General features: G+C 69.2%; 19 protein-coding genes. 2 read left to right on the plus strand and 17 right to left on the minus strand.

What is annotated here, in order from left to right:
* Window positions 1–308: 308 nt before the first annotated feature.
* Entirely contained in the window at window positions 309–3,203 is a 2,895-nt protein-coding gene (locus NGJ44_RS15475; protein WP_251864476.1) for a valine--tRNA ligase, read from the plus strand.
* Here NGJ44_RS15475 and NGJ44_RS15480 read toward each other — a convergent pair.
* The 9 genes from NGJ44_RS15480 to rpsP form a co-directional block, all read right to left on the minus strand.
* A complete protein-coding gene (locus tag NGJ44_RS15480; protein WP_251864477.1) occupies window positions 3,187–3,723 on the minus strand; it encodes a hemagglutinin repeat-containing protein in 537 nt (178 codons plus the stop codon). The genes NGJ44_RS15475 and NGJ44_RS15480 overlap by 17 nt on opposite strands.
* A 412-nt stretch (window positions 3,724–4,135) precedes the next feature.
* A complete protein-coding gene (locus tag NGJ44_RS15485; RefSeq protein ID WP_251864478.1) occupies window positions 4,136–5,425 on the minus strand; it encodes an NAD(P)/FAD-dependent oxidoreductase in 1,290 nt (429 codons plus the stop codon).
* Window positions 5,426–5,434: 9 nt separating this feature from the next.
* A complete protein-coding gene (locus tag NGJ44_RS15490; protein WP_251864479.1) occupies window positions 5,435–6,166 on the minus strand; it encodes an amino acid ABC transporter ATP-binding protein in 732 nt (243 codons plus the stop codon).
* Entirely contained in the window at window positions 6,163–6,816 is a 654-nt protein-coding gene (locus NGJ44_RS15495; protein WP_251864480.1) for an amino acid ABC transporter permease, read from the minus strand. The genes NGJ44_RS15490 and NGJ44_RS15495 overlap by 4 nt, the downstream gene beginning before the upstream one ends.
* Window positions 6,817–6,908: 92 nt before the next feature.
* On the minus strand, window positions 6,909–7,664 hold the full coding sequence (locus NGJ44_RS15500) for an ABC transporter substrate-binding protein (RefSeq protein WP_251864481.1): 756 nt from the start codon (window positions 7,662–7,664) through the stop codon (window positions 6,909–6,911).
* Between the two features lie 112 nt (window positions 7,665–7,776).
* The gene (locus tag NGJ44_RS15505) at window positions 7,777–8,439 is read right to left on the minus strand and encodes a helix-turn-helix domain-containing protein (RefSeq protein WP_251864482.1); all 663 of its coding nucleotides are present in this window, start codon (window positions 8,437–8,439) and stop codon (window positions 7,777–7,779) included.
* A gap of 167 nt (window positions 8,440–8,606) precedes the next feature.
* Window positions 8,607–9,431: a tRNA (guanosine(37)-N1)-methyltransferase TrmD gene (gene trmD / locus NGJ44_RS15510; protein ID WP_251864483.1), complete on the minus strand. Its 825-nt coding sequence runs from the start codon at window positions 9,429–9,431 to the stop codon at window positions 8,607–8,609.
* The gene (gene rimM, locus NGJ44_RS15515) at window positions 9,431–10,048 is read right to left on the minus strand and encodes a ribosome maturation factor RimM (protein ID WP_251864484.1); all 618 of its coding nucleotides are present in this window, start codon (window positions 10,046–10,048) and stop codon (window positions 9,431–9,433) included. The genes trmD and rimM overlap by 1 nt, the downstream gene beginning before the upstream one ends.
* A 103-nt stretch (window positions 10,049–10,151) precedes the next feature.
* A complete protein-coding gene (rpsP, locus tag NGJ44_RS15520; RefSeq protein WP_053245559.1) occupies window positions 10,152–10,412 on the minus strand; it encodes a 30S ribosomal protein S16 in 261 nt (86 codons plus the stop codon).
* A 362-nt stretch (window positions 10,413–10,774) separates the two neighbouring features.
* Between rpsP and NGJ44_RS15525 the strand changes: the two genes are divergently transcribed.
* Entirely contained in the window at window positions 10,775–11,356 is a 582-nt protein-coding gene (locus NGJ44_RS15525) for a hypothetical protein (protein ID WP_251864485.1), read from the plus strand.
* Between the two features lie 77 nt (window positions 11,357–11,433).
* On the opposite strand, the gene NGJ44_RS15530 is transcribed toward NGJ44_RS15525, so the two are convergent.
* From NGJ44_RS15530 to NGJ44_RS15565, 8 genes are all read right to left on the minus strand, one after another.
* Window positions 11,434–11,703 carry a sulfurtransferase TusA family protein gene (locus NGJ44_RS15530; RefSeq protein ID WP_251864486.1) on the minus strand — a complete coding sequence of 90 codons (270 nt, stop codon included), beginning with the start codon at window positions 11,701–11,703 and terminating at the stop codon, window positions 11,434–11,436.
* The gene (alaS, locus tag NGJ44_RS15535; RefSeq protein ID WP_251864487.1) at window positions 11,703–14,327 is read right to left on the minus strand and encodes an alanine--tRNA ligase; all 2,625 of its coding nucleotides are present in this window, start codon (window positions 14,325–14,327) and stop codon (window positions 11,703–11,705) included. The genes NGJ44_RS15530 and alaS overlap by 1 nt, the downstream gene beginning before the upstream one ends.
* A 62-nt stretch (window positions 14,328–14,389) precedes the next feature.
* Complete coding sequence (locus tag NGJ44_RS15540; RefSeq protein WP_251864488.1) at window positions 14,390–15,352, minus strand: shufflon system plasmid conjugative transfer pilus tip adhesin PilV; 963 nt, start codon at window positions 15,350–15,352, stop codon at window positions 14,390–14,392.
* Between the two features lie 68 nt (window positions 15,353–15,420).
* Window positions 15,421–16,038: a type 4 pilus major pilin gene (locus NGJ44_RS15545; RefSeq protein WP_251864489.1), complete on the minus strand. Its 618-nt coding sequence runs from the start codon at window positions 16,036–16,038 to the stop codon at window positions 15,421–15,423.
* Window positions 16,039–16,094: 56 nt separating this feature from the next.
* Complete coding sequence (locus NGJ44_RS15550) at window positions 16,095–17,228, minus strand: type II secretion system F family protein (RefSeq protein ID WP_251864490.1); 1,134 nt, start codon at window positions 17,226–17,228, stop codon at window positions 16,095–16,097.
* Complete coding sequence (locus NGJ44_RS15555; protein ID WP_502802137.1) at window positions 17,221–18,939, minus strand: ATPase, T2SS/T4P/T4SS family; 1,719 nt, start codon at window positions 18,937–18,939, stop codon at window positions 17,221–17,223. Before NGJ44_RS15555 ends, NGJ44_RS15550 begins: the two co-directional genes overlap by 8 nt.
* Entirely contained in the window at window positions 18,936–19,415 is a 480-nt protein-coding gene (locus NGJ44_RS15560) for a hypothetical protein (RefSeq protein WP_251864491.1), read from the minus strand. Before NGJ44_RS15560 ends, NGJ44_RS15555 begins: the two co-directional genes overlap by 4 nt.
* Entirely contained in the window at window positions 19,402–20,694 is a 1,293-nt protein-coding gene (locus NGJ44_RS15565) for a type IV pilus inner membrane component PilO (protein ID WP_251864492.1), read from the minus strand. The genes NGJ44_RS15560 and NGJ44_RS15565 overlap by 14 nt, the downstream gene beginning before the upstream one ends.
* Window positions 20,695–20,701 lie beyond the last annotated feature (7 nt).

Raw genomic sequence — 20,701 nt, forward strand, 5'->3', positions numbered from 1 at the left:
CTCGCGCCCGCATCCGCCGGGCCTCGGGCCAGGCAGGATTCGGCACTGCCCACCTGAAGGGTCCCGGCGCCTGCGGAAAAGGAACATGCTGCCGGAGGGCGTGTGCATCGCCGCTCCCCGGGGCTGCCGGCATGTGATCCCGGCCTGCCTTCCCGCGGTGAATCCTCAATGAATTCAGGGACTTCTAAAAGGTTTACAGTAACCCGGCATTCTAGCACGGCAGGAAGACCTCATTACATCTTAAAATGAGCGGTTTGCTTGCCCGGCGCTGTCCGCCGGGCGCCCTGTCTGCACCCGGAAATCCAGTAATGACCCAAGCCGCTACGCCGAGCGCCGCCCAAGGCGCGAACGAAACCCCGGAACTGCCCAAGAGCTTTGAACCCGCCGACCTCGAATCCCGCTGGTACGCCGAGTGGGAAAAGCGCGGCTATTTCGCGGCGGGCCAGCACGTAAAAACAGGGACCGACCCTCAACCCTACGTAATCCAGTTCCCGCCGCCCAACGTGACCGGCACGCTGCACATGGGGCATGCGTTCAACCAGACCATCATGGACGGACTGGTGCGCTACCACCGCATGCTGGGCGACGACACGGTATTCATCCCCGGCACCGACCACGCCGGCATCGCCACGCAGATCGTGGTGGAAAGACAGCTCGACGCGCAAAAGGTTTCGCGCCACGACCTGGGCCGCGAGAAGTTCGTGGAAAAGGTCTGGGAATGGAAGGAAAAGTCGGGCAGCACCATTACCGGGCAGGTGCGCAGGCTGGGCGCCTCGGCCGACTGGCCGCGCGAATACTTCACCATGGACGAGCGCATGTCGCGCGGCGTGGTCGAAACCTTCGTGCGCCTCTACAAACAGGGACTGATCTATCGCGGCAAGCGTCTGGTGAACTGGGACCCCAAGCTGCTCACCGCCGTGTCCGACCTGGAAGTCGTGTCCGAGGAAACGGACGGCCACATGTGGCACATCGTGTATCCCTTCGCCGACGGCCCGCAAACCATCGTCGACAAGAACGGCCAGACCGTCACGCTGCGCGGCATGACCATCGCCACCACCCGCCCCGAGACCATGCTGGCCGACGGCGCGGTGTGCGTGCACCCCGACGACCCGCGCTACCGGCACCTGATCGGCAAGGAGGTCGAGCTGCCGCTGTGCGACCGCAACATCCCCATCATCGCCGACGATTTCGTCGATCCGGAATTCGGCACGGGCTGCGTGAAGATCACCGGTGCGCACGACTTCAACGACTACGCCTGCGCGCTGCGCCACGACCTGCCTCTCATCGTGATCTTCACGCTGGACGCGCACATCAACGAAAATGCGCCCAAGCAGTTCCAGGGCATGGAGCGCTACGAGGCCCGCAAGGCCGTGGTGGCGCAGCTGGAGGCCGAGGGCTACCTGGTGAAGGTCGAGCCGCACAAGATGATGCAGCCCAAGGGCGACCGCACCGGCGTGGTGCTGGAGCCCATGCTGACCGACCAGTGGTTCGTGGCCATGAGCAAGCCCGCCCCCGAGGGCACGCTCCACCCGGGCAAGAGCATCACCCAGGTCGCGCTCGACGTGGTGGCCGACGGCCGCGTCAAGTTCTTCCCCGAGAACTGGACCACCATCTACAACCAGTGGCTGAACAACATCCAGGACTGGTGCATCTCGCGCCAGCTCTGGTGGGGCCACCAGATCCCGGCCTGGTATTCGGAAGACGGCCAGGTGTTCGTCGCGCACGACGAGGCCGAGGCCGCCGCGCAGGCCCGCGCCGCCGGCGTGACGGGCGAGCTCAAGCGCGACCCCGACGTGCTCGACACCTGGTTCTCCTCGGGCCTGGTGCCCTTCACCACGCTGGGCTGGCCCGAGAACACGCCCGACCTGCAGCGCTACCTGCCGTCCAGCGTGCTGGTCACGGGCTTTGACATCATCTTCTTCTGGGTGGCCCGCATGGTCATGCTCACCACCCACCTCACCGGCCAGATCCCGTTCAAGCACGTGTACGTGCACGGCCTCATCCGCGACGCGGACGGCCAGAAGATGAGCAAGTCCAAAGGCAACACGCTGGACCCCGTGGACCTCATCGACGGCATCGACCTCGAAGGCCTGGTGGCCAAGCGCACCTACGGCCTCATGAACCCCAAGCAGGCCGGCGCCATCGAAAAGACCACGCGCCGCCAGTACCCCGACGGCATCCCCGCCTTCGGCACCGACGCGCTGCGCTTCACGATGGCGGCCTACGCCACGCTGGGCCGCAACATCAACTTCGACCTCAAGCGCTGCGAGGGCTACCGCAACTTCTGCAACAAGCTCTGGAACGCCACGCGGTTCGTGCTGATGAACACCGAGGGCCACGACCTCACCGGCCCCGACGCGGGCGAGCTGTCGTTCGTGGACCGCTGGATCGTCAGCCAGCTGCAGGCGCTGGAAGCCGAGGTGGCGCGCGGCTTTGCCGACTACCGCTTCGACAACATCGCCAACGCGCTGTACCGCTACGTGTGGGACGAGTACTGCGACTGGTACCTGGAACTGGCCAAGGTGCAGATCCAGACCGGCACGCCGGCCCAGCAGCTGGGAACCCGCCGCACGCTGATCCGCGTGCTGGAGGCGGTGCTGCGCCTGGCCCACCCCATCATCCCGTTCATCACCGAAGAGCTGTGGCAGAAGGTGTCGGTGGCGGCCGGCAAGCGCCAGCCCGGCGTGGCCGACAGCGTGAGCGTGCAGCCCTATCCGCAGCCCAATCCGCAGGCCGTGGACGCCGCCGCGGAAGCCGAGGTGGACGAACTCAAGGCCCAGGTGGAAGCGGTGCGCGCGCTGCGCGGCGAGATGAACCTCTCGCCGGCCCAGAAGGTGCCGCTCTGCGCCCAGGGCGACGCGCCGGTGCTCAAGCGCAATGCGCCCTACCTGGCCGCGCTGGCCAAGCTCTCCGAAGTGGAAGTGCTGGGCAGCCTGCCCGATGCCGGCGCGCCGGTGCAGGTCGTGGGCGGCAGCCGCCTCATGCTGCGCGTGGAAATCGACGTGGCGGCCGAGCGCGCCCGCCTGGACAAGGAAATCGCCCGCCTGGAAGGCGAAATGGCCAAGGCCAACGGCAAGCTGTCGAATGCCAGCTTCGTCGAGCGCGCGCCGGCGGCCGTGGTCGCGCAGGAAAAGGCGCGCGTGGCGCAGTTCGGCGAAACCCTGCAGAAGGTGCGCGAACAGCGCATCAAGCTGGGCGACTGACCTCGGCTCGCTCCCCCCGGCCGCAAACCCCTCGATTTTCATCGAGGGGTTTTTTATTTAAGGATGATTCCAACATCAGCGTGTTGAGACCGCCCTTCACCGCCTGCTCGGGCGGGGTGATGGAGGCGCCCTTGAGATCGGTGTTGCCCTTGACCTCTATCTGGACGCCGCCGTCGCCCGCTTCGGTGCGGGATTGCCCGGTGACGCTGGCGCAGTCGCTGTCGATTTTCTGCTTGCCGGCATTGGCGCTGGCCGAGAAGCCGGCTCCCGCCGTGACGCTGCCGCCGACATTTCTGTCCTTGCTCTTGAAGGTGCTGGCGTCCTGCAGGCTCTCGATGCTGAGGTTGCCGCCTACGTCGGCCACGACCCGCTTGCCGCTGGCGATGGCGCCGCGCAGGTTGGTGCCGCCACCGGATTCCAGGGTCGGGCGGTTGCCGGCGCTGACGTGCGTGTTGGTCCAGGTGACGTCACCGCCTTCGCCCTTGCCCTTGCCACGGCTGGCGTTGGCGGTGATGCCCATGGACGCGCCGCCCCGGCCGACGGAAGTATGTCCACTCCTGCGCCACCGGCGCCCAGGCCATCGCCATAGCGGCCGATTTCCTTCATGCCACCATTGCCGACGCTGCAGCCGCCACCGAGGCTGACGCTACTGGCCTTGTACTCGGCGTGGTTCTTGATGTCGCTGGCGGGGGTCATTCCTCGGGTTGGCGGCTTTCAGCGACCAGAGGAACCGATGGGCGTCCTCGCCGTCAAGCCGGATGCGTTCAATCGGAAAGCATGGCGTTTCGTCCTGCGGCGGAAGATCCGGCGGCGGAGCCTGAGCCGGCCGCAGCCGCACATCCGGCGCCGTTTCCTGCTGCTCGCGCAGGACGCGCTCGCGCTCCTGCCGAAGCCACTCTCCCATCCGATCTCCCGTTGCAGCGTGGGGCTCGTTACACCCCGCCGTCCGTCATCCGGTACCAGGTCACGACCGCGTTCACGTACAGGCGCCGCAGGCCGTACAGCGGGAACGGCACCACCGGCGAGAGCGGCACCGGCAAGGCATTCGCGTCGCCCGTGGCCACGTACTCCGCCATGGCCCGGCCCATGCTGGTCTGCAGGCCCACGCCGCGCCCCTGGCAGCCGATGTCCACCAACAGGCCAGGTTCGGGCTCGTGCAGGTGCGGAAGATAGTCGCGGGTGACGGCGACCCGGCCGCACCAGCGGTATTCGAACGGCGTGCCCGCGACCTGCGGAAACAGTTTCAGCATCACGCGCTCCAGATGCGCCCAGTCCCCCTGCCCCTTGGGCTCGCGGAAAGGGCCGCGCCCGCCCATCAGCAGCCGGCCCTGGTGGTCCAGCCGGAAATACAGCAGCAGGTTGCGCGTGTCGGAAGTGACGTGCCCTTCGGGGAAGATACCGGCGCGCACCGCCTCCGGCAGCGGCGCGGTGGCCACCTGGAAGGTGTTGGCGTCGATGATCGATTCCTTCAATCCTGGCAGCAGGTCGCCGCCGTAGGCGTTGGTGCACATCACCACGCGATCGGCCGTGACGCTGGGCCCCAGGGCGGTGGCCGCGGTCCACTTGCCGCCCGCGCGCCTGAGGCTTTCCACGGGCGTGCCGGTATGAACGATGGCGCCCGCGCTCAGCGCGGCGCGCGCCAGTCCGCGCGCATAGCTCAGCGGCTGGATGGCGCCGGCGCGGCGATCCACCCAGCCGCCCAGGTAGCGGTCGGTGCCGATCAGCCGCGCCGTCTGCGCGCGGTCCAGCGGCTGGACGTCGGCGCCGAGCCTGGCCCACTGCGCGGCCCGGCCATGCGCGATCCGCAAGGCCCGGGCAGTATGGGCGCCCTGGATCCAGCCCGCGCGCACGCGAGGCACGTCCATGGCGTGCCGCTCGATCAGGTCGAACACCGTATCCGCCGTCGCGCCGGCAAAGCGGACCAGGCGTTCGCCGCGCTCCGCGCCGTACATGGAACGCAGCGCATCGGGATCGTATTTCAGGCCCGGAATGACCTGGCCGCCATTGCGGCCCGAGCCGCCGAAGCCGATCTCCCGCGCCTCCAGCAGCGCCACCCGGACGCCGCGCTCGGCCAGGTGCAGCGCCGTGCTCAGCCCGGCGTAGCCGCCGCCTACCACCAGCACGTCGGCCTGCGTGGATTCGGCCAGGCGCTCGGTCGGCGGCGGCGCCGCCGCCGTGGCGGCCCACAACGATGGGGATAGCGGAAATGGCGCTTGCGGCATGGTCCTTCCTTACATGGGATGCAACACCCGGCGCAGGAAATCCTGGGTCCGGGGATGCTGCGGATGATTCAGCACTTCGCGGGCGGCGCCCTGCTCCACCATGACACCGCCGTCGAAGAACATGACGCGGTCCGCCACCTCGCGGGCGAAGCTCATTTCATGGGTAACGACGACCATGGTCATGCCGGCCTCGGCCAGCTTGCGCATCACGTCCAGCACGTCGCCGACCAGTTCCGGATCCAGCGCCGAGGTCGGCTCGTCGAAGAGAATGGCCTTGGGCTGCATCGCCAGCGCCCGGGCGATGGCCACGCGCTGCTGCTGTCCGCCGGACAGTTGCGGCGGATGGGCATTTTCCTTGTCCGCCAGGCCCACGCTGGCCAGCAGTTCGCGGCCGCGCTCCACCGCCTGGGCGCGAGGCTCCTTCTTCACGAAGATCGGGCCCTCGATCACGTTCTCCAGCGCGGTGCGATGGGGAAACAGGTTGAAGCGCTGAAACACCATGGCGACCTGCGTGCGGATCGACACGATGGAAGCCGCGTCGCAATCGACGAGCTGGCCGTCCACCGTGATGCGGCCGCCGTCGTAGCGTTCCAGCCCGTTGATGCAGCGCAGGATGGTGGACTTGCCCGAGCCCGAGGGCCCGATCACGCACACCACCTCGCCCTTGCTGACTTCGGCGTCGATGCCCTTGAGCACTTCGAGCGAGCCGAAACTCTTGCGGACTCCCTGTAGTTCGATCATTTGGCGGCGCTCCTTTTCTCCAGATGGCGCACCAGCAGGATCAGCGGAATGCACATCACGAGATACATCAGGGCCACCAGCGTGAACACGGTGGCGTTCTTGAAGGTGGACACGGCGATCAGCTTGCCCTGCAGCGCGAGTTCGGCCACGGTGATGGTAGAAGCCTGCGACGAGTCCTTGAGCATCATGATCATGATATTGCCGTAGGGCGGCAGCACGATCTTCACGGCCTGCGGCAGCACCACGCGGCGCATGGTGAGGCTCCAGCTCATGCCCATGGCCATGGCGGCCTCGATCTGGCCCCGGTCTATGGCCTGGATGCCCGCGCGAAAATTCTCGGCCTGGTAGGCCGAATACGCCACGCCCAGGCCGATGATGGCCGCCTGCACCGCCGTCATGGCGATGCCCACGTCGGGCATGACGAAGTAGATGTAGAACAGCAGGACGATGATGGGAATGCCGCGCAGCACATTGATCAGGCCCGCGCTGAACTTCGCCAGCCAGGGCACGTTGGACACGCGCATGAGCGCCCACACCAGGCCCAGCACGGTCGAGAGCGCCAGCGAGCCCAGCGTCACCAGGATGGTGAGCTTGGCGCCCTGCAGCAGGATGGGCAGGAACTCCGCCGAGTCCTTGAAGAATTCCGTCATGGTTCAACCTGTGTTTGCAGAATGGGCGGCCGGCTCCCCGCCCGGCCGCGGGCCGCGCGACCGGGCGCCGGGCCCGGGCGCGCCTTCGGCGCTCATTGCGGGCCCAGCCCCCATTTCTTGAGGATGGCGTCGATGGTGCCGTCCGCCTTGAGCTTGGCCAGGGCCTTGTTCACGCGCTCCAGCAGCGCCGTGTCGTCCTTGCGGGCGGCGATGCCGAGGCTGCCCATCACCGTGGGCTGGTACGCCTGGGCCATCTTCAGGTTCGGATAGTTGCCCTGCGAGATGATGTAGGCCGCGATCGGGTAGTCCATGAAGCCGCCCTGGATGCGGCCCGCGTTGGCGTCGCGCATCATGTCGGGCGGGTTGTCGTAGAGCTTGACCTCCTTGAACACGCCGCTTTTCTGGATGGGCTCGACGAACGCCGTACCCACCTGTACGCCCACCGTCATGCCTTTCATGTCGGCGAAGGATTTGTATTCCTTGTTGTCGCCCTTGGGCACCATGAAGCCTTCGCCGTAGCGATAGACCGGGTCGGAGAAACTCACGACCTGCTGGCGGGCCGGCGTGATGAACATGGCGGCCGAAATGAGGTCGATGCGCTTGGAGGTCAGCGAACCGATGAGCGCAGAAAACGCCATGGGCTCTATCTGCACGCCGAAGCCGGCTTCCTTGCCCACCGCCTTGATGATGTCGACCATCACGCCTTCTATGCTGTTGGTCTTGGTGTCGAGAAAGGTAAAGGGACTGCCGGTGGGCGTGGATCCCACTTTCAATACCGTCTGGGCCTGCGCGCCCGCGCCCAGGGTCAGTGCTGCCAATGCCGAGACAACCAGAGTCTTGAATTTCATGACGTTTCCTCATCGTGGCTAGGGCGTGTCGACACACCCCGGTGTTCCGTCCGGCCCGGACGGCCCTCCGCAGACGGGGCGCTCGCCTCTGCCGCCCCGCCGGTCCAGGCGTTCAGCGCGCCTGCTTTTCGTCGTCCCCCGCGCAAGAGTTGATGTTGGAAATGGCCCAGATGACCTCGGTGGTTTCCGAGCCAGGATTGCGCCAGCGCCGCGGCGAGCTGCTCGCATAGCAGAAGCTGTCGCCTTCGCCCAGCAGCAGTACGCGGTCGCCGATCCAGAGTTCGAGCGCGCCCTTGAGCACCACGCCGATCTGCTCGCCCTGCCCCGTCACGAAAAGCTCGCTGCCGGTCGAACCGCCGGGCTGGATGACGGCCCGGCACAGATCCATGCTGCGGCAGGCCGGCGGCGTGTACATCTCTTTGAAGATGCCCTTCTCGCCCAGGTCGATGGAGCGATGCGCGCCCGCCCGCACGACCCTGCCGTCCGCCTCGTCCTCGGCATGCTCGGCGTTGCGCAGCAGCGCATTCACCGATACACCGAACTCACGCGCCAGCGCATGCAGCACCTTGACCGAGGCCGAACTCAGGCCGCGCTCGATCTGGCTCAGCAGCCCGACGGACAGCCCGCAGGCCGTGGCCACCTCGACCAGCGGCCGTCCCTGCTGCTTGCGCAGCTGCCGCAACTGCTGCCCCAACCAGAGATCCACCGCCGAGCCCGGCTGGGCATGCAACGCCGCCGCGCGGGAAGAAGCCGGAAGGGATCGGGCAGGTTTCATCGTGAAATTTTCACGTTCATAGAATTTTCAATGCTAAGAACCGGGTTCGGCTGCCACAAGCTAGGACCATCCCTAGGAAGGCCGGGCCGCGAATGCGAGCACGCGCACGCGTTCGCGCCGGGCGGGCGCGTGCCGGCCAGCGCGAATGCGCAGCGAAAAAAAGGGGATCAGTCCGGCTTGGGCGTGCGGCGGCGGCCGCGGCGGCGCGCGGCATCGTCGTCGGGCAGCGGCGCGCCTGCGAGTTCGGCCAGGAAGCGTTCGTCCTGCTTGCCCAGCTGGCCTTGCGCGCGCGCGGCCTCGATGAGATCGGGCCGGCGGGCGGCCGTGAGGGCCAGCGAGCGCTCGCGCCGCCAGCGCGCGATGTTGGCGTGGTGGCCGCTCAGCAGGGGCGCGGGCACCGGCTCGCCTTCGTAGACTTCGGGGCGGGTGTAATGCGGGCTGTCCAGCAGCCCGGACAATGCGGGGTTGAAGGAATCCTGCAGGGCGGATTCGTCGTCGTTGAGCACGCCGGGCAGCAGGCGCACGGCCGCGTCGATGACGGCCAGCGCCGCGATCTCGCCGCCCGAGAGAACGAAATCGCCAAGCGAGATTTCGAGCGTGACGCAGCGGTCGATGAAGCGCTGGTCCACGCCTTCGTAGCGGCCGCAGATGAGGATGAGGCCCGTGCTCGCGGCCAGCGATTGCGCGGCCGCCTGGTCGTAGCGGCGCCCGACCGGCGCCAGCAGCGCCACCGGCGCCGGATCGAGGCCCTGCGCGCCGCGAGCCGCCTGGGCCGCCCGGACGGCGGCCTCGAGCGGAGCGGCCATCATCACCATGCCGGGTCCGCCGCCGTAAGGACGATCGTCCACGGTGCGGTGCACGTCATGCGTGAAATCGCGGGGGTTCCAGACATGCAGCGACCAGCGGCCCTGCGCATGCGCCCTACCCGTGACGCCCAGGTCGCGCACGACCCCGAACATTTCCGGGAACAGCGTGACGACGTCGATGCGCATCAGAGATCCATGGGCCAATCGCTGTCGATGCGGCGCGCGGCCAGATCCACGGCGTGGATATGGGCGCGCACGAACGGCACCAGCGTTTCGATGGATTTTCCCCTGGCATTGAGCATGGGCTCGGGGCCGTCGGGCCCCTGGCGCTGGCGCAGCACCTTGAGCACGGCATGGGCGCCGTTGTCGAACACTTCGTCGACCACGCCGACGAGCACGGGATCGCCCTCGGCATCGCTCCAGAGCGAGCAGCCGATCAGGTCGACCCAGTAGTATTCGTCTTCCTCGGGAGCCGGGAAGGCGCCGCGCGAAGCCTGCACGAGCAGGCCGCGCAAGGCTTCTGCCTGGTTGCGATCGGACACGCCCTCGAGCTGGGCGGCCACGGTGGCGCCCTGCGAGCGGGCCTGCAAGACCTTGTAGGACACCGGCGCAGAAACGACCGCGCCCCGCGCCAATTCAGGCACAGGGCGAGTCAGCCACCAGTGGGAGGCGGTGCGCAACACTTCGGCCTGGGCCGAATGCGGCTGCACCTTCACCCAGCCCCTGATACCGTAGGCCGCGGTGACGCGGCCCAGTTCAACCAAGTCCGCGGGCGCCGCGCCGGAAGTAGCGGCATCAGACATGTATTGCGCGTATCGGCAAGAATGAAGCGGAAATCGGGCAATGCCAGGCACGGGGCCGGGCAAGGCGCCCTCAGACCGCGCTTAGGTCGCGACCGGGCCGCAATCAGGCCGCGGCCGAAACCTTGGCCGAGTATTCCTTGACCAGACGCTCGACGGCGGGCGAGAGCTGAGCGCCGTTGCTGGTCCAGTGCTGCACGCGGTCCAGCGAGATGCGCAGGTTTTCAGCGCCTTCGTTGCCGACGGGGTTGTAGAAACCCACGCGCTCGATGAAACGGCCATCGCGACGGTTGCGCGAATCGGTGGCCACCAGGTTGTAGAACGGACGCTTCTTGGACCCACCGCGGGCCAGGCGAATCACCACCATAGGTAATCCCTTGAATTAGTTGTGAAAAACGGGAAATTCTAGCATCTAAACCAGACTGCTGGCAAATGGCGACGCCGAATGTCTGTCCGTGACGCGATTTGCACGCCGCAAACCCGCGCCGCGCCGGGGCGGCTGGCGCCCGGAGGGCGGGTTTTCCGTGCGCGGACCGGCTTCGGAACCTGCTTTGCCGCCAACGAAGCGGCTGCAAAAACCGCCACAGCCGGATATTCTACAAATTCAGGCCGTTGCGTGGGAGCGCGATGCCGCGACGCCCCCTGAAATGCGTGTTTCCTCCGTGCGCGGGCTCCGGGGGTTGTCCGTGGCGCCCCGCTTTCCCTTCCCTGACCGATGGGAGCAACACCATGAAGAAAAAGCAATCCGGTTTCACGCGACTGGCCCGGTTGTCGCTGCCCGCCCTGCTGGCGGGCGCGCTGGCCGCGCCGCTGCCCGCGGCGGCCCGCGTCGTGGGGGCGGCCCTGACCTCCGCCACGGGCAAGGTCACCGCGGTGGACCCCGCCACCCGCACGATCACACTGCAGGGCGAGCGAGGCAATACGATAGACGTCCAGGCCGGCCCCGACATCCGCAACTTCCGGCAGATTCAGGTCGGCGACACGCTCAGCCTCGATTACTACGAATCCGTGGCCGTGGACGTGCGGCCGGCGGGCTCGGGCGCGACGGGCATAAGCGCGCAGACCGGCGCGTCCCGCAGCGCCCCCGGCGACAAGCCCGGCGCAGCGGTAGGCCGGCAGACCACCATCACGGCGGAAATCTGGCATCTCAACAAGAGCGCCAACCTCGTCACCCTCAAGGGTCCGCAAGGCGGGATGCGCACCATCCAGGTCAAGGACCCCGCGCTGCAGGATAGGCTGCAGCAGCTCAAGGAAGGCGACCTGGTGGACTTCACCATCACGCAGGCCGTGGCGGCGGCCATCCACAAATGATCCAGGACGCGCGCGTCGCATGCAAAAGGCCGGATCGCTCCGGCCTTTTCCTGACCCGCGCGGCGCCGGCACGCGCGCTAGCGCCGCCGCAGATAATGCACGGCGCTCGAACCGCTTTCGAGCTGGGCCACCAGCTCGTTGCCCGTCTGGCGCGAGAACGCCTGGAAATCGCGGATGGCGTTGCGGTCGGTGGTGACGACGCGCAGCACCTGTCCGCTCCGCATCTGCGCAAGCGCCTTCTTGGCGCGCAGGATGGGCAGCGGGCAGGTCAGCCCGCTGGCGTCGACCTCCTGCTCGAAGGCAGGCGCCTCGGCGCCGCCCGGCGTGGCGCTGTGCTGCGTATCCATCAGAGGCGCTCGTCCACCCATTTCCGGACGCTGGCGATGGCCGCCGGCAAGGCGGCCACGTCGGTGCCGCCGCCCATGGCCATGTCCGCCCGGCCGCCGCCCTTGCCGCCCACCTGGCCGGCCACGAAGCCCACCAGTTCGCCGGCCTTGATGCGGTCGGTGAGGTCGGCCGTGACGCCGCCCACCACGCTGATCTTGCCGTCGGCGGAGCCGGTGGCCAGCAGAACGACCGCGGGCTTGAGCTTGTCCTTGAGGTTGTCGACCATGCCGCGCAGCGCCTTGGGGTCCACGTCGCCGATGCCGGCGGCCAGCACCTTCACGCCCTTGATCTCGACCGCCTTGGATGCGGCCAGATCATTGCCGGCGCTGGCGGCAAGCTTGCTGCGCAGCTGTTCCAGGTCTTTCTCGAGCGTCTTGACCTGATCCTGGATCTGACCGATGCGGGCCGGCAGGTCGGCCGGGGTGCTGCGCACCAGGCCAGCCACCTGCGTGAGCAGCGCGTTCTGGTTCTGCACCCAGGCCAGTGCGTTGTCGCCCGTGATGGCTTCGACTCGCCGCACGCCGGCGGCCACGCCGCCCTCGGAAACGATCTTGAAGAAGCCGATGTCGCCGGTGCGGTTCACGTGGGTGCCGCCGCAGAGCTCACGCGAAAAACCGATGTCGAGCACGCGTACCGTGTCGCCGTACTTTTCGCCGAAGAGCGCCATGGCGCCGCCCTTGACCGCGTCGTCGTAGGGCATGATCTGCGCGACCGTGGGCTGGTTGGCCAGGATCTCGGCGTTGACGATGGCTTCCACCCGCGCGATCTGCTCGGCCGTGAGCGGCGCGTCGTGAGCGAAGTCGAAGCGGGTCTTGTCGGGGTCCACCAGCGAACCGCGCTGCTGGACGTGCGCACCCAGCACCTGGCGCAACGCTTTGTGCATCAGGTGCGTGGCCGAGTGGTTGCGCACCGTGCGGGCGCGGCGCACGGCGTCCACCCGGGCGAGCAGCGAATCGCCCACCGCCAGCCTGCCCGCTTCGAGCACGCCATGATGGCCGAACACGCCGGCCTGGATTTTCAGGGTATCGGCCACGGCGAAACGCACGCCGCCGGCCTCGAGCAGGCCGGTGTCGCCCACCTGGCCGCCGGATTCCGCATAGAACGGCGTGGCGTCGAGCACGACCACGGCCTTCTGGCCGGCCTGCACTTCCTGCACCTGCGTGCCGTCGACGTACAGCGCCGTCACCTTGACGCCGTCGAGCTCGAGATGCTCGTAGCCCTCGAACCGCGTATCGGCGCCTTCGTAGCTCAGGCCCTCGGCCATCTTGAACTTGCCCGCGGCGCGAGCCTGTTCGCGCTGGCGTTCCATGGCGGCCTCGAAGCCCGGCATGTCCACGTCGACCTCGCGTTCGCGGCAGATGTCGGCGGTGAGGTCCACCGGGAATCCGTAGGTGTCGTACAGCGTGAAGAGCGTGGCGCCGTCGAGCTGGCCGCCCTTGGGCACGCCGGCCAGGGCGGCGTCGAGGATGCGCATGCCGTGCTCGAGCGTTTCGCCGAAGCGCTCTTCTTCCTGCCTCAGCACCTGCGCCACGCGCTCGGCGTTGGCGGCGAGCTCGGGATAGGCCTGGCCCATTTCGGCGACCAGGTCGGGCACCAGGCGGTGGAAGAACGGCTTGGTCTGGCCCAGCTTGTAGCCATGGCGCAGCGCGCGGCGCACGATGCGGCGCAGCACGTAGCCGCGGCCCTCGTTGCTGGGGATGACGCCATCCACGATGAGGAACGAGCAGGCGCGGATGTGGTCGGCGATGACCTTGAGCGAATTGTCTTCCAGGTTCTTCACGCCGGTTTCGCGGGCGGCGGCGGCGATCAGGTTGCGGAAGAGATCGATCTCGTAGTTGGAGTGCACACCCTGCAGCACGGCGGCGATGCGCTCCAGGCCCATGCCGGTATCGACACAGGGGCGCGGCAGGCGCGTCATGTTGCCCGCCGCGTCGCGCTCGAACTGCATGAACACGAGGTTCCAGATTTCGATGTAGCGGTCGCCGTCTTCTTCCGGCGACCCCGGAGGGCCGCCCCACACGTCCGGGCCGTGGTCGTAGAAGATTTCCGAGCAGGGACCGCAAGGGCCGGTGTCCGCCATCTGCCAGAAATTGTCCGAGGCATAGCGCGCGCCCTTGTTGTCGCCGATGCGGATGATGCGCTCGGTCGGCACGCCCACGTCCTTCGCCCAGATGTCGTAGGCCTCGTCGTCTTCCTGGTAGACGGTGACCCAGAGCTTTTCGGCCGGCAGCTTGTAGACCTGCGTCAGGAGCTCCCAGGCATAGGTGATCGCTTCGCGCTTGAAGTAATCGCCGAAGCTGAAATTGCCCAGCATCTCGAAGAACGTATGGTGACGGGCCGTGTAGCCCACGTTCTCGAGGTCGTTGTGCTTGCCGCCCGCGCGCACGCTGCGCTGCGCGGAGGTGGCGCGCGTGTACGACCGCGTTTCCTTGCCCGTGAACACGTCCTTGAACTGGACCATGCCCGAATTCGTGAAGAGCAGGGTCGGGTCGTTGCCCGGCACGAGCGACGACGAGGGCACGATGGTGTGTCCCTTGGACTTGAAGAATTGCAGGAACTGCTGGCGAATCTCGGAGGATTTCATCGTGGATGAAGCAGAATTTAGGCGAATTGCCGATTATAGAGGGTAGCCGGACCGCGGGGGGATCAGCGCACGCAGACGTAGCCGGTGGTCCAGCTTTCCGTTTCGGCCCAGTGGATCAAGCCGGCCGACACGACGACCGGGGTGTAGCCGGCCGGGCAGGAACACTGGCCGGTTCTGGGATTGGCGGTGGAGCGCCCTCCGGGCTGCCGGCAGCCCCACGGATAGCTGACGGCGTAGGCGCCGCCAAAGCCGCCGTCGGGCGGATTCCAGACGCCGCCGGCGCAGGAAAGCAGCGCTCCCGTTTCCGTTCGCGCCACGGCCCCGGGTTCGCCGCAACGCGAACCGGCCGCCGCCCGCCCCTGCACCACCAGGAAGCCGCCAGCGTACACGGAGCCCGCCACCGAGAGCCCCCCTTGCAGGTCGGGATCGCGGGCGTCCCGCATGCGGACGTAGCGCCCGGCCTGCGCGCGCGCCAGGCCCGCCCAGGCCGCCACGGTGCCGGGAGGATGGGCCGCCGCGCCCGGCGACGGCGGATTGGGAAACCGGAACAGCGCTCCCCGCAGCTCGGCGGGGCTCTCCGGCCACACGGCGCCGCCGTATCCGCCGGCGGCCTGCATCACGCCCGCCATCGCCACTACGTCCACTTCTTGCGTCCCCGGTTTGAGCTGAGGCCGGTCGCCATGCACCAGGGCATCGAGCCGGCAATGCTCGCCCGGGCAAGCGGCCGCGCGCACGACGCGCACGCGCGCGCCCCACCCCAAGGCGGAACGGTCCGGAAACCCTTGCGGCAACAGCCCCGCCGCCCGCAACTCCGCCAGCGTGGGGGCCTCGGCATCGGCGAATCCCGGGGCGCCCTGCCCCGGCTCCAGGGTTTCGAAATGCTGCTCCAGCATCTGCGCGGCCGCTTGCCGCACCTGCGCCAACCAGCGGCCGGCAGCCTGCGCAGCCGCGTCTTCGGCCTGGCGCGCCAGCCGCGCGGACGCCCAGATCGCCGCCAGCATGGCCAGCGCCAGCACCAGTGCCATCTCGGCCAGCGCGAACCCGCGCGCCCGCGCGGCAGACCCGGCGCGCGCCCTGCGATAGCCCGCCCGCTTCATCGCGCCGTGAACACGAACGTGTTGGTTTCGCCCGAGGCGCACTGCGCCTGGGCCAGGGCGGCGCGGTACGGCACGGGCGGAGCGGCCTGGGCATCCTTGACGATCTGCCGGCCGTTGCGGCCGTCGACGGCGATGGCGACGGACACGCGCTGCAGCACCGAGGCCAGCGCCGGGCAGGCCGCATGGCTTACGTTGGTGAACGTGAGGGTGAACGCGGAACCCTGGCCGCCGCCGCCGAGGTCGGCCGCGGCGACTTCGATCACCCCGCTGCGCCCCGTGCCGCTGCCGCCCAGCCCGTGCGCGATGCGTGCGGCCGGGCCGCTGCCTTGCACCGACAGCACGCTGGAATCGCGCAAGGCGTTGGCCAGCGCGCCGTTGTCCAGCCCCAGGTAGGGCGTGACGCCCGCTCCCTGCGCGTTGACCTTCATGGCGGCGATGAAGCGCTGGATCTCCTCGCCCACCTTGGGCACCTTGTTCTCGATAACGTAGCCGCCGATCGCGGGCACGCCGACGATGGCGATGAGAAGCACGATGGCGGTGACGATCGAGACTTCCATCAGGGAAAAGCCGCGCTGCCGCGCCATTGCGGCGCGCGGAGATACTGGACGAGGCATGGTGGACTCCTTTGAATGGTTGGCGGGAAAGAAGAACGGCGGACGCGCGGCCGGCGCTACTGGCTGGCGTAGAAGTTGGAGAGGGAGCGGCGCAACTCGTCGATGACGGCGTAGTGCCACAACGCCAGCGCAAGCACGGCGGCCAGGGCCGCCAGCAGCAGGGCCCAGCGCAGCGCCCGCGCCTGGCGGCCGACGCGGGCCAGCACGAATACCTCGACGCGCCTGCGGGCCTGCGCGAGCCCGGCCTCCAGGCCCAGCGCGTCCATCATGTCGGCCATGTACCACCAGGTTTCGCGGTCCAGCAGGCCGGTGTCGAAGATGCCGGCGCCCTGCTCGCCGGCGTCGATCCGGGCGCGCATGGCCCGCAGATGCCCTTCCAGCCACGCGCTGGCGCCTCGCTCCTGTGCGGCCAGCGCGCGCCCCAGCCGAGTGTCCGCCGCGCCATGCCGCCGCACCAGCACCGACAGCAGGGCCAGAAAGCGGATAGCCTGGAAGTCGCGATAGAGCCGCCACCAGAGCCAATCGTCCAGCCGCGGCCGCCAGGCGGGCGTGAAATGGGGCAGCGACCAGAGCGCCAGCGCCGCGCTGCCCGCCAGGCACACCAGCCAGAGCGCGAGCCACTGCCGCAGCCAGGCGGCCAGCCCGAACAGCGCCCGGGTCAACGCGCCGTACTCGCCGGGCGGCACGGCCCGGAACACCTGCTCCAGCCGGGGAACGGTGAAAAACGGCACGGCGCACAGCAGGCACACGGCCACGACGGCCGCCGCCGCGCCCGCCGCCACCGACGCGGCCAGCTCTGCCCGGGCGTTTGCCGCCAGCCGCGCGGCGCGTGCCAGGTCCCGCAGCGCCTGCGGCAGCTCGCCGCCCTCTTCCTGGACGCAGGCAATGAGCTGGCATTCGTTCTGCGGCAAGGTGCCGGCCCAGGCGGCGGACAGATCGCCGCCCTCTTCCACGTATGCCCGCGCCCAGTGCCCGGACAGGCGCCCGCGCACTGTAGCCGGTCCGTAGCGCCGGGCATCGTCGTCGAGAATGTCGCGCAGGGTCTTGCGGCCCTGGGTGCCTTCGATCAGGTCCGCCAGGTATTCGTAATAGTCGGCCCGCCGCGGGCGAAAGCGCCAGGCGTCCGCCCGCAGCCGGGCCCGGGCGGCCGGCGTCGCAAAAGCCGCCCGAAAAGTCGCCCGCTCAGCCATAGTCCGATTCCAGCACGGCGGCGGGCACGCGCAAGCGGTCGGGCAGATCGAAGCGGCGCGCCAGCGCGCGCGGATCCACCAGGCCCGCCCCTACCTTGAGCAAGGCGCAGTCCAGCGCGGCGACGGCGCCCGCGCCGAGGTCCTGCTTCGCTTCGCGCACCAGCCGCGCGAGGGCCGCGTTGTCGCGCCGCGCCACCAGTTCGAAAAAGCCGTCGAGACGCTCCGGCTCGATCATTTCGGCGGCGACGCTGCGCCCGCGCACGCCGTTGGCGCCCGGCATCTGCGGGCGCCGGCACGCGGGGCAGCCTTCCGGATTCCGGATTCGCAATGCCGGCACGTCCTGGCCGCAGGCATCCGCGACACGGGCAAGCCACAGCCGCCAGGCCTGCGTCGCCTCGGGCGCGCGACGCCGCTCCGCAGCGCCCCACAGACTGGAGGCGGGCCGGGAGCAGGAGGCGCACAGCGTGGGCAGCAGGGTCTGGTAGACCAGCAGCTTGAGCACGCCGGGCGTGGCCAGGAATTCGCGCGGCACGCCGATGGCGTCGGAAGCCAGCCTTTCGGGTATCAGGAAAGCCGCGCCGGCGTGCGTCGTGGTGTAGAGCCCGACGCCGGAGCCTGCCAGGTCGGCAAAGGCGCGGCCGGTTTCGCGGTCGCGGATTTCGCCCAGCAGCAGATCGTTCATGGCCGACCGCTTGATGGTCTTCAGCTTGGCCTCGAAGGCCGGCCACGCCGGCTCGGCCAGGCCGCCCGAGACCGTGTTCTGCAAGGCGTTGCCGATGAGGTACTCGACGGGATCTTCGAGCGTGATCACCTTGCGGCTGGCGGCGATGCCCCGCATCAGCGTCGCGATGGTGGTGGACTTGCCCGACCCCACCACGCCCGCGAGCACGATGGCGCCGCTTTCGCGCTCGCGGGCGCGCAACAGCGCGGCAACCTGTTCCGGCAGATAGCCCAGATCCGCCAGGCCCGGATGCGCGTTCGCGTCCAGGCGCAGGATGCGCAGGCACACCGAGGGGCCGGCATCGGTGGCCAGCGAGGCCCACCTCAGCACCAGCGGGGCACCGTCGAGCTCGAGCGCGATGCGGCCCTGCTGTTCGATCGCCGGGTCGAAGACCGCGCCGTTGCCGCCGCGCACGTCCATCCAGGCCACGGCCAGCACTTCCAGCAGCGTGGCGTGCGACAGCCCTTCGAAGCGGTCGGACTTCAGGTACTCGCCGTTGATGGTGTAACGGATTTCGCATTGTTCGCGGCGCGGGCTGACGTTGATGTGCACGTCGCTCGCGCCCTGCTGCACACCTGCCCGCACGATATCGAGAAACAGCGCCGACAGGGCGGAAGCCCGCTCGGCCTGGCGCAGCCGGCTCTGCCGTCCCAGGCCCGGCGCGCCGAGCTGGCCGCGCGCCACCATGAGGAGCAGCGTGGCGGGCAGTATGTACCGGGGAGGATCGGCAAGGCGGTATCCCTGGGCGCGCGCCATGCGTTCGATTTCGTCGGCCTGGTCGCCCACAGCGTATTCGCTCACGGCGAAAACCGCCACTTCGCCGCTCTCCAGGAGCACGGGGCAGAGCCGCCCGGCCAGCGCGGCCAAGTCGAACTCGCGCGCCAGCGCCCGCAGGAAAGGCGGATTCATGCGCGCGATGTCTTCGGTGGACTCGAGGCGCGGCACGGATGCCGCCCGCGCCATGCCGGAGACGGGAGAGATGACGGTCATGGGCGGCCCTCCGCCAGATCCAGGCACACCTGGCGCGATCGCCCTGCGTGCAGCAGGCTCACGCATCCCGCCGTCATGCCCAGCAGCCGATACCCGGCCGCCGCGCCCGCGACGGGATCCGCGCGGCCGGCCTGGAAGCGCAGCGGGGCTCCGTTGATGAGCACTTCCGCCCGCAGGCGGGGCGCAATGCCGTAAATGGCGGCGAGCCGGATCCGGTCTTCGGCCGCCGCCGGCGCCGCTTCCGGCAAGCCCTGGCGGGGGCACGCCCCGGACGCCTGGCAACCGGCCAGCGCGGCGGCGGCATCGGCGCGCAGCAGCATGCGGACCGTCTCGGCTTCGGGCCAGGCGGCGGGCTCGCCGTTGGCGGCGCCGGCCTGCGCGGCCAGGACGGCCGCGAGAATGGCCTGCCGCCCATAGCGGGCCGGCCGCTGCCGCAGGGACGGCCAGGCGCCGCCCGCGTATTCAGTCGTGTTCATAAAGGACTCCCTGGAGTTCCGCCGCGAGCATGCTGCTCGCCAGCCCCGCGCGGGCTTGCGGCTGGATATTCAGGACGAGGCGCGACCAGCGCGCCGATGAAAATGCGCCCGACAGGAGCACGAGCGAGCGCAACGGCCCGTGCAGGCTCACGGTGCGGGCACGCAGCTCCGGCGCGCCCGCCGGCCGCGCGATGCCTTCCGCGAACGCCGCGCGGGCGGGCTGCCCCAGGGACACGGACGAAAACGCGGGCGCCAGCGTCTGCAGCACGCTGGCCACCCGGATGTCGACCTCATGCCCGGAAGGCAAGGCGATAGCGGACAAGGGGCGTTCCCCCGCCGCCAGGCGCCAACTGAGAACGGCTTCTTCGAGCGGGTTGAATGACAGGTTCCAGCCGGAAGGCCGGCGGGCGGCCAGCCCCTGGTTGGTGGCAAACGGATATGCGCGGGCATAGAACGCCGAGCAGCGCCACTGCGCATCCATGGCGTCGCAATGCGCGCGCCGCAGCGCCCAGCCTTCGAGCGACAGCGGAACGCCCGCCAGCCCGGCGATCAGCCGGCCGGGCTCGCTGCCGTCGTGCGCACGAAGCCGCCGCATTGCCTGGGACAGCGCGTCGTCCCAGGCCTGGCGCGCATCGCCCGCCGACGCATCGGCGGCCGGCGTGCCGGCATCCTCGGGCGCCGGGCGGTTCCATGAATGCCACAGCCAGGGCCCCAGCGCCGAGGCCGCCAGGCAGAGCAGGAAGACGCGCACCGTCCACGGCAGCTCGCTCCACCGCGACGGCACGGGAATGAGGCGGCAGGCCGCGTCGCCGCCGGCACACAGGCGGGTCCAGACTTCCGCCGGATCGAGGGCGGCGAGATCGGGACGCTGCGACAGCAATTGCGCGCGGGCGGATTCGGCCGCCGCCTGGCTCGCATAGAGCCGGTCGCCTGCCGACAGCACGGTGCCGTCGCGCGCGGCCGCCAGCCAATAGCGGCCATCGGGCAGGCGCAGGATGCAATGGCCGCCCCGCGGATGGCATTGCGCGAACACGAGGGCGGCCGCCTGCGCGGCCTGCCGCTGGCGCGCGCGCGCCCGCGCCCGTCCGAAGCCGGCCACCGCGGCGGGCGCGCCGCCCAGGGCGTAATGCGTGGCCCGCAGCTGGCGCGCGCGCGCCTTTGCCAGCGCCGGCGCGTTGGAGCCGATGAGCGCCATCCAGTGCAGGCCGAAGGCCAGCGGACGGCCGGGGCCGGCGCCGATGGCGCAATCGAGTATGGAAAGGTCGGGCAATCGCTGCATGGCTGGC

The sequence above is a fragment of the Achromobacter sp. Marseille-Q4962 genome (assembly GCF_943737005.1).
Classification (GTDB): Bacteria; Pseudomonadota; Gammaproteobacteria; order Burkholderiales; family Burkholderiaceae_B; genus Achromobacter.